3 protein-coding genes are annotated in these 8,498 nt (G+C 60.1%); all 3 read right to left on the bottom strand.

What is annotated here, in order from left to right:
* Window positions 1-462: 462 nt before the first annotated feature.
* Window positions 463-3,852 (bottom strand): TonB-dependent receptor, encoded by a 3,390-nt coding sequence (locus OXI69_03220; GenBank protein MDE2665142.1) that lies wholly within the window; start codon window positions 3,850-3,852, stop codon window positions 463-465.
* Window positions 3,853-4,308: 456 nt separating this feature from the next.
* On the bottom strand, window positions 4,309-5,439 hold the full coding sequence (locus tag OXI69_03215; protein ID MDE2665141.1) for a Fic family protein: 1,131 nt from the start codon (window positions 5,437-5,439) through the stop codon (window positions 4,309-4,311).
* A gap of 179 nt (window positions 5,440-5,618) precedes the next feature.
* Complete coding sequence (locus tag OXI69_03210; GenBank protein ID MDE2665140.1) at window positions 5,619-7,745, bottom strand: hypothetical protein; 2,127 nt, start codon at window positions 7,743-7,745, stop codon at window positions 5,619-5,621.
* Window positions 7,746-8,498 lie beyond the last annotated feature (753 nt).

Here is an 8,498-nt window from a genome sequence, read left to right as displayed (position 1 = left end):
GATTATCCGCCAAAGGTCCTTCTCAGAACGGTACAGGAGTCGGTGAGACAAGGGCTTCGCCCGCAGTCGAACCGGTGGGGGGAACGGAATCGGCGAGATCGCCACCTAGGAGATTCAGCCCGCAGTGGAGCCGGTGGGGGGGGCCAGTCTCCGAGGTTCGTAACAGGCCCCGGTTTCACTCTCGGATGATCCGGTGCGGATTTGCGGATTTCCGGCATTGGAAGCTTGCCGTTTCCTGAAAAAATCCTGTGCATCCTGTGCATCGATGTTGAATGAATGGTCCGTCTCGATGGATCTGTCCCGTGGCGGGCTTCCCGCCCGCGTTCCCGGGGAATGCCGTGCGGTTGCTCGGTGAGAGTCCTTGGAAAACCCGGCGCTACGACTGAATGTCGATCCTGGAGCAAAAAAAAGCCAGGCAGCCGATGATCGACTGCCTGGCGGGAGAACAACTCACTCGGCTTGCTAGAATCCGAGACGCAAGCGGAAGAAGATGTTCCGAGTGTGCCAACTCGCGGCATACTGCCCGAATCTCGGATCATTGAAGGTCAGAGAGTTGGGCCCGCTGGGGTTGGTGTGGTTGAGCGGGTTGGTGATATAGGCCTCCAGCTTGAAGTAGGGGCCATTCTCGTAAGGCGTCAACGGGAACACCTTGAACACGTTCAAGTTGAAGCCGGGACTCCGTGGCTGTTGCAAGACGCCCCGGGTCGCCGTTCCGTAAGTTCCGCTCTTCGGAATGCTGAAGCAGGACGCATTCCAATAAGAGGTGTAGGGAACGGTATTGTCCCCGAAACCGTTGGGGTTGCAGCCCGGCTGAATGTCCGGACGGCCTCCCGAACGGCCGACGTTGGGCGAATCGAAACCACCGAAGTTTGGAGTGCTTCGACCTCCGGCGCTCAGGGTGATGATGGGAGTCAGGGTCCACTGGCTGACCAACTGGTTGATCACGCCAGAAGCCCCCGAGAGGTAGCGCTGTCCCTTGCCGAAGGGCAAGGAGTAGACAGCCACCACACGAGCCCGAACCGGGATGTTGCCGTCCGTCCAGCCCTTGTCGCGGGAGCGGTTGTAAGGATCCTCGGTGGCGAACCCGCCGGGACCCACCCAGCCGAACCGGCCGCCTTCGACGTCATTGAGAATGGATCGATACTCGATCCAACTCCTCACGTAGAGGCCGCTGGAGAATTGCCGCAGCAACTCGGCTTCCACTCCGTGATAGTTGGAGTTTCCACCCAGGCGGTAGTCGGTGATTGAACCGTAGGGTTCCGCACCGAACACCTTGCGGGACGCCGTGTAGGGAATGGTGCTGGCCCGGGGAATCTGCACGTTGACGTTGTAGGGCCAGTGGGTCCCCTTGGAAGCCACGTAGGAAAGACGACCGGTGAAGCCGGTCCCCAACTCCCTCTCCAAGGTCAGGTTCCACTGCTTGTCGGTGGGCCAGTTCTCGGTGCGGGTGTTGAGCAGAATGGCTCTGGGGTTTTGCAGCGAAGTGGCGCCCGTCCCGGGAGCCGGGAAGGCCTTGCTGAAGGTCAGCGTGGGAACACCGTCGATGATCTCGGTGGGCCCAAAGCTCTCGTTGAGCTCAAAGGGACCGCTGGTGAACCCGGAGATGGCCTGCTGCATGTTGTCCGGAGGGGTCAGAGGCACGGTGTAGACCCCAAAACCGGCGCGAATCACCATCTTGTCGGTCAGGCGGTAGGCCACGCCGATACGCGGCTGGACGTGCACCAGCTTGAACTGGAACAGATCGGCGGGAAAACCGGCGTCGCCGTTTCCGACCACCGGAATGCTCGGGGCAAAGCCGGGCACGACCCGATGCAGCGACTGCTGGGGCACCACGAACCGGCCGGTGCCGCCATCCAGCAGGTGCTGGAGGTCGAAGTTGTACCATTGCCCCTGGGCATCGTGTCCCGCAGTGTAGTGCTGGAAGCGGAGACCCGGGGTGATGGTCAACCTGGGCGTCACCTTCCAGTCATCCTGGAAGAAGATCCCGAACTGTTGCGACCGCGGGCTCAGCTCCCCTCGCGCCTGGGCGATCGCGGTGCTGCGGGGCAGTCCCAGAAGGATGTCTCCGTAATCCCATCCCGTGTAGTTGCCGGAAAAGTCCCAGCGTCCATACACGTTGTTGGTGGGCCGGTAGCGATCGTCCAGACCCCAGATGTTGGAGAACCCCATCTTGAACAGGTGGGTGCCCTTGGTGATGGAAATGTTGTTCTTCAGGTGAACGGCATTGGCGTCGGTCCGGCTTCCGTATCCGGCGGCGCCGCCCCCCAGCGCATTGGTCAGACGGGCGTCGAAGGCGCCGCTGATGTTGGAGAGGTTGCCGATCGAACGAGCCGTGATCTGAGGCGCTCCCGCGAAGCCCTGCGGGATCTTGCCTTCACGTCCGCCGAAGTCGATGAGCCCCTGGGGATCGATCAGCCTCAACAGATCGCTTCCGGCGCAGCCGCTCTCGATCAGGTAGAGCTGCTCGTTGTAGCCGACCGAGAACTCGTTGATCACCGAAGGCGAGAAGACGTGGCTGTCCAGAATGCTCCAGGCGCGGGTGGGATCGTGACCTTTACGCCCGCAATCCAGCGGCCCGTGGTCCCACTTCGTCTCGCTGCTGTTGCGGGTGTAGCGGAAGTGGTTGAACGAAATGGTGTTGGACTCGTGGATCTGGTGGTCGAAGCGGTAGTGCCAGTACTCCTCGTCACCGCTGTTCTCGTTGATCCCGGTTCGGTTGGTCGTCAGACCGGGACGTTGCGGCAGGGGCAGCAACTCGGTGAAGCGAATTCCCAGGGGATGGAACATGTCGCTGGGAATGGTGTTGTTGGGGAAGGGCGTCATGGTGTAGGGATTCATGATCACGCCCTTGCCGTTGGCATCCCTGATCCCCGAGAATTCGGCGACTTCGCTCAAATTCCCCGTTCTCATCTGAGGGGTCGGATAGGTCAGGTTGGGGTTGATCTCCAGCGTCAACCCGCTGTTCGGCTGCCACAGGAAGTGGAAGAAGCTCTTGTTGCGGCCGTCATAGATCTTGGGAATCCAGATCGGGCCGGCGGCTTCGTAGGACCACTTCAGGGACGGCGTCTCCGGCTTGGGCCTGCTCTTCAGAGAACGGTTCTTGGCCCTCAGACGAGCATGCCTGAAATCGTTCCAGATCTCGCCGTGGAACTGGTTGGTTCCGCTGCGCCCCACACCGATGATGTTGTTGGCGTGCTGGAACTCGGCCGGCGCGTTAAGCGTTTTCAAATGCACTTCCTGCAGCACTTCCTGCGGAAAACGGAAGGTGCCGTAGGCGAGCGTCAGAATCCCGTCCTGGACAGCCGCGACGTTGTTGGCGTAGGCCCCGTGAATCTCGTTCCGGTTCTGAACTCCGGGGGCCGCCCCAACCGTGTAGATCAGGCTGGCCGCCACGTTGGTATAGTAGACTTCCTTGTTGGGAGTCTTGTAGGTCACCGAGGGCGTATCGGTCTCGATGCGAGCCCCTTCCTCGGTCACCGTGATGGCATCGGCCAACTCGCCGATCTCCATAGTGATGTCCACCCGCCGCGGCGACTGCGAGTAGACGATCACGCCCGTGTTCTCATAGCGCTTGAACCCGGTGGCCTCGGCGGTCAGGGTGTAGGTGTCCGGCAGAATGCCGCGCAGCTCGTACTCCCCAACCTCGTTGGTCACGGTAGTGTAGGTCAGACCCTTGGACTCGTTGATAGCAGTAATGCTGACGCCGACCATCACGGCTCCGGTCGTGTCAACGACCCTGCCGCGAAAACCGGTGACGTCCTGCGCTACCGTCAAGGTGGGAATGACCAACAGGCCCAAGAGAGCAATCAGCCCGAAACTCCAGACCGATTTTCTTAGTGTTTGTTTCGTCATTAGCAAAATCTCCTTGTTTTAGTGAGGCCCCAAGCTGAACAAAAACCAACGGTCTTAAGAACCCTATCGAATGTCCAACCTGGAAACCGTCCAGACAAACTAACTCACGCGCGCATAAGCTGCAACTGAGCTGCCAAATTTCGGGTTTGAACAACTATTTTTTATCGTGTTTATTATGAGTAAATTATAGAGGGACTTAAGGAGATTCTCCTTCCAAACCGACTGCCCGGAAGGCTCCCCCGCTTGATATTTCGAATTCCTATACGAAATATCGGAAGGTTCGGATGTCGAGATAGGAATGTTTGGGGCCGAATTTCTCGAACAAGATCATCCCCCTACCCCACGAAGGAGCGGACCCCTCGAGAGTGAAGCAACCGGAGTTCACGGCCTATCCGAAGCAGGGACCATGCCCCGTTAAATTTGGTTGGCTGCACTACGGAACAACGATAGACAGGATTAACCGGACGAGCCAGTTGCAATATTCCGCCGGAAAAGTGAGTAGCTGGTACTCCTCCCGCCTCCCGCATCTTTCTCAAGGACTCCGTGTGCCACCAGATCCTTGATGTCACGGATCGCCGTGTCCTGGGAACACTTCGCAATCTTTGCCCACTTTGATGAGGTCAGTTTCCCGTCGAATCCTTCCAGTATCTTGTTGAGGAGCAGACGCTGGCGGTCGTTGATGTCGACACCAGAGTGTTTCTGCCAGAACCGAGCCTTGTGCAGGACAGTGGCCAGCGTTGCCTCGGTTCCTTCGAACGCACGTCCCAAGCAGACCAGGAACCACACCATCCACGGCGTAACGTCCAGCGTTCCCTTCTGCGTCCTTTCCAGAATCTCGTAATAGTCATCCCGTTCCTGCCGAATCCGGGAAGACATGCTGTAGAAGCGCTGCGGGCTATTCTCGGACCGCGCCAGAGCCCAGTCGGCAATCGCCCGTGCTATGCGGCCGTTGCCATCGTCAAACGGGTGAATTGTGGCAAACCACAGGTGCGCCAGTGCCGCCCGGAGTACGGGATCGGTACCGTCAGACTCATTGGCCCAATCGAAGAACCGAGCCATCTCCTTATCCAGAAGTGAAGCCGCAGGCGCTTGGTAGTGAACGCGTTCCTTGCCTATGGGGCCGGAGACGACTTCCATGGGTCCATCCGCGTCGTCGCGCCAGCCACCGACGATGATCTTGCGCATCCCGCTACGCCCTGTAGGGAACAACGCCGCATGCCACGCAAAGAGGCGGTCTTCTGTGAGGGGCTTGTCAAAGTTCTGACTGGCATCCAGCATCATTTCGACTACACCCTCGACGTTCCGATTTGCGGGAATCGCCCCCGCAATGTCCATTCCCAACCGCCGGGCAACGGACGAACGCACCTGATCCATGTTCAGGTTCTCGCCTTCGATTTCGCTGGACTTGACGACATCCAATGTCAGTGTCTCCAGTTCGGCTTCCTGCTGGAGAGAGAAGCCCAAGCCCTCCATCCGACCCAACAAGCGCCCTTGCCGGTAACGGATATCGGCCAAAGGGACAGCCAAGGTATTATGATCCCATCTAAATTTGGGCCATTCCGTGAGTTGGTAGATAAAGCGAGTCATTCTACGCACTCCATGCGTAGATTATGCCTGCTATTCCCCGCATCTTCAAACCCATTCTTCGCAATCTGGGCAGCAGGCTAAGGGAGAGGATGCGGGCGGGACGCCCGCGCTCTCGGGTGGTGTCGTCCCTATGGCGCCGTGGAGGGTATCCGGCGGGCGACTTCCCTGAAAGCCGGCCTTCACCGGGAGGGTATGGGGCTGGAGCTGCTCTGGGCCACGGCTCGCTTTCGATGCCACAGTTCGGCCCGAATTTTGGCTATCGGACCGCGGCGCTCTTCCGGGGTCATGTAGAACCGGTAACCGAAATCCTGCAGGCGCACATCCAGCATCCGGTCGAGCGACCTCCGGGTAAACTGGCGGTTGATCAGGAAGGGATCGTCCAGCACTCCAATCAGTTCCGGCAGCGCCCATCGGGAACCGGTTCGACAAAGGACGTCCGCCCCCACCAGGCGGACCGCTGGGGACTCGCTCTGCAGCCAGCCTACCGCCACCGGCTGCTCCCGGTCGGGGTAGTTCTCGGCCAGCTTCTCTTCCGAATACTCGGCCCCGTACCATTCCTTCAGATACCCCACAGTCCAGTCGATGGCCCTGTCGATGTGGCACATGTTGCAGGCGTTGGGGTGGTTGGCCTCAATCATGGCCTTGTCGGTGGGCGAGAAGATGGTGTGGGTCCGCACCAGGTCCTGGATGCCTTCGTTGATTCGGGGACGGTGGCAGTTCATGCAGCGGGCTCCGCTGCTGCCGGCGGGATGGTGGGTGTGCTTCCGCCTGGCCTGCGCCGGCTCGAACTGCTGGTGGCACCTGAGACACAACCGGTCATCCTCGTCGGGAGGCCTGGACCAGCGCGGACCGATGGCCTCGTGTGGGTTGTGGCAGTCGATGCAGCGAAGCTGAGAGAAACAGCTGCCCTGGACGGCGTCGCTGTACTCGGTGGAATTCCAGGTGGCGATCCCGTTGGCGTAGGTTGGCCTGGTCCCCACGTGGCAACGGCCGCAGGCCCAATTGAGGTTGTCGTGGGTCCGCCCGAAGGAGATGTCCTTTTCACTGTTGTCCACATACAGGAAGGGGCTGGATGGGAAGAAACCGGGAGGTTCCTTGCCCCCGGAGGCCACGTGTTCCCTGCCGCCCAGGTGGCAGGCCTCGCAGCTCACCCCCAGGGTGACCGCGTGCTGCGGAGCCTCCAGCTTGACCAACTCCTTCCGCACCTGCAGGATGTCCTCGTCGCTGGCTTCGGCAGGGCTCTGGAGAAAATCCACGATGCCCGACTGGTTCTGATCCAGATAGTGGCCCAGGGCGAAGTGCATCGGGACGGGAACGTGACGGGCCATGCGGGAGGGATTGCGGGCCAGCATGTCTCCCAGCGGGAAGGTGGTGTGACAGAAGTTGCAGCGGCTGGAGTAACGGGCCAGGAAGGGTTGGGAGGTAGGCGGATGGAAGGGGTCGGGCCTTTCCCCGTCGGGCATCTCGGGACCCACGTGGACGATGGGCACCCACTGCCGCTGATCCAGCCAGTAGCCGAAGAACAGCACGTGATCCTGGCGATAAAACAGATGGTCGCGGGGTTCAGGGCCCTCGGTCTGCTTGCCGATGTAGTACTGGAAGAAACGTGACCCGATGGTCTGGTTTATCCGGTAAACACGACGGACCCCGCCCCGCTCCAGCCGCATCTTGTAGTGGCCGCCTTCCTTGAAAAAGACAGCCTCACCCCCGAGATAGGAGATCCGGGCCTTGCCGGAGAAGTCTCCCTTGACGGTGGAGTCGTCGGCCAGGGCGTTCATCCAACGATGGGCGTGCTTGGACCAGGACTGATACTGCTCCTGGTGACAGCTCTTGCAGGTCTCGGGCCCGACATAATCCCCGGGATGGATATTGCTCCGGCTGCCTGTTGCACGGAAGTTGGCGCGAACCTCTTCCGGCAGGCTTTCCCACCACAGGGTGACCTGCTCCCGTTCGTCCGTGTCGCCAACCAGGGAACGAATGCCTCTCGCCGGCGCCTTTTGCTCAGACAGCAGTTCTTCCAGGGTGGAGCGGTAGAGACCGTTTTGAGGGTCCAGCGCCACTGCCTTGCGAAGATGCTCTTTGGCGTCGGAATACTGTTTGAGCTTCAGCAGGATGGCTCCGTACAGGTGCCGGTAGGCAGCGTTGCTTCCATCCTCTTCGACGGCCTTCTGGGCCGGCAGCATGGCGGCCAGATACTCCTTCCTCTCATACTTCTGTCGGGCTTCCAGGTAGGCGGGGGATTGGGCCTGCAGTGGACCAATGCTCCAGAGGAAGCACATGAGCCCGAGGAGGATTGCGGCAGCCACTGGAAACCTCGTGACCAAACCCGCGGCACGCGAACGAACGCGGGAGCTGCCTGGCATCGATTGATTCTGTCGAGGTTTCATCGCCACTAACAAGTGTGTTTCGGCCTCCGGAACGCACCTGTTTCTACCCCGATTATGGGACCCTGCAGGTCTGAAAATCAAGATTGGCCCACCCCATTGCCGTTGCCGGCATCCTGGACGTCGCTACCTAGCCCGCATTTCTCACCAGGGGGCGTGATCCTGGCGCAGTAATTTCCTCCTCAGCGCGTGCTCGTGAGCGAAGAGCGTAGCGGTTTCTACGGTCGAGCGAGCATGTGCGCGCTGAGGAGGAAAGGACAAGCCAGGGCGCGCCCAGCGTCGTGTGTAGTCGCAAGAAGTCACAACAGGTCCGATAAAGTGATGAATATAAAAGGCCCGTTAAAGTACATTCAGCGACCTGGTGAGAAATGCGGGCTAGACCTCTGGCCCGCTCCGCCTGCTTTTGCGGTGGACGGTCACAGGAATATTATTCGGAGCAGTTATCGGGTGCTATTCCAGAGGCCTTGGGAACGGCCTTTAAGGATGGACTTGAGGTCGCCTCATGCGGCGGGGTCCTTGTGGTTGAACAGCGCCTGATAGAGCGCGTCGATCCGGGCGTGCAGGGCGGCGATGTCGGTGCGCATTTCCTGGCGGAGCGAGTCGATGCGGGAGTTGAGGTTGCCCGCCGTCGAGTCGATGCGAGCGTTGGTTTCCTTGATGTCCTGGCGCAGAATA

The organism is Acidobacteriota bacterium, assembly GCA_028875575.1.
Lineage (GTDB): Bacteria > Acidobacteriota > Terriglobia > Versatilivoradales > Versatilivoraceae > Versatilivorator.
Note: the sequence above shows the minus strand (reverse complement) of the source record. Positions and strands in the feature narration are given on the sequence as shown.

Excerpts from the sequence above, each read along its gene's own strand:
- OXI69_03215 (MDE2665141.1), bottom strand. The coding sequence starts at position 5,439 with ATGACTCGCTTTATCTACCAACTCACGGAATGGCCCAAATTTAGATGG.
- OXI69_03220 (MDE2665142.1), bottom strand. The coding sequence starts at position 3,852 with ATGACGAAACAAACACTAAGAAAATCGGTCTGGAGTTTCGGGCTGATT.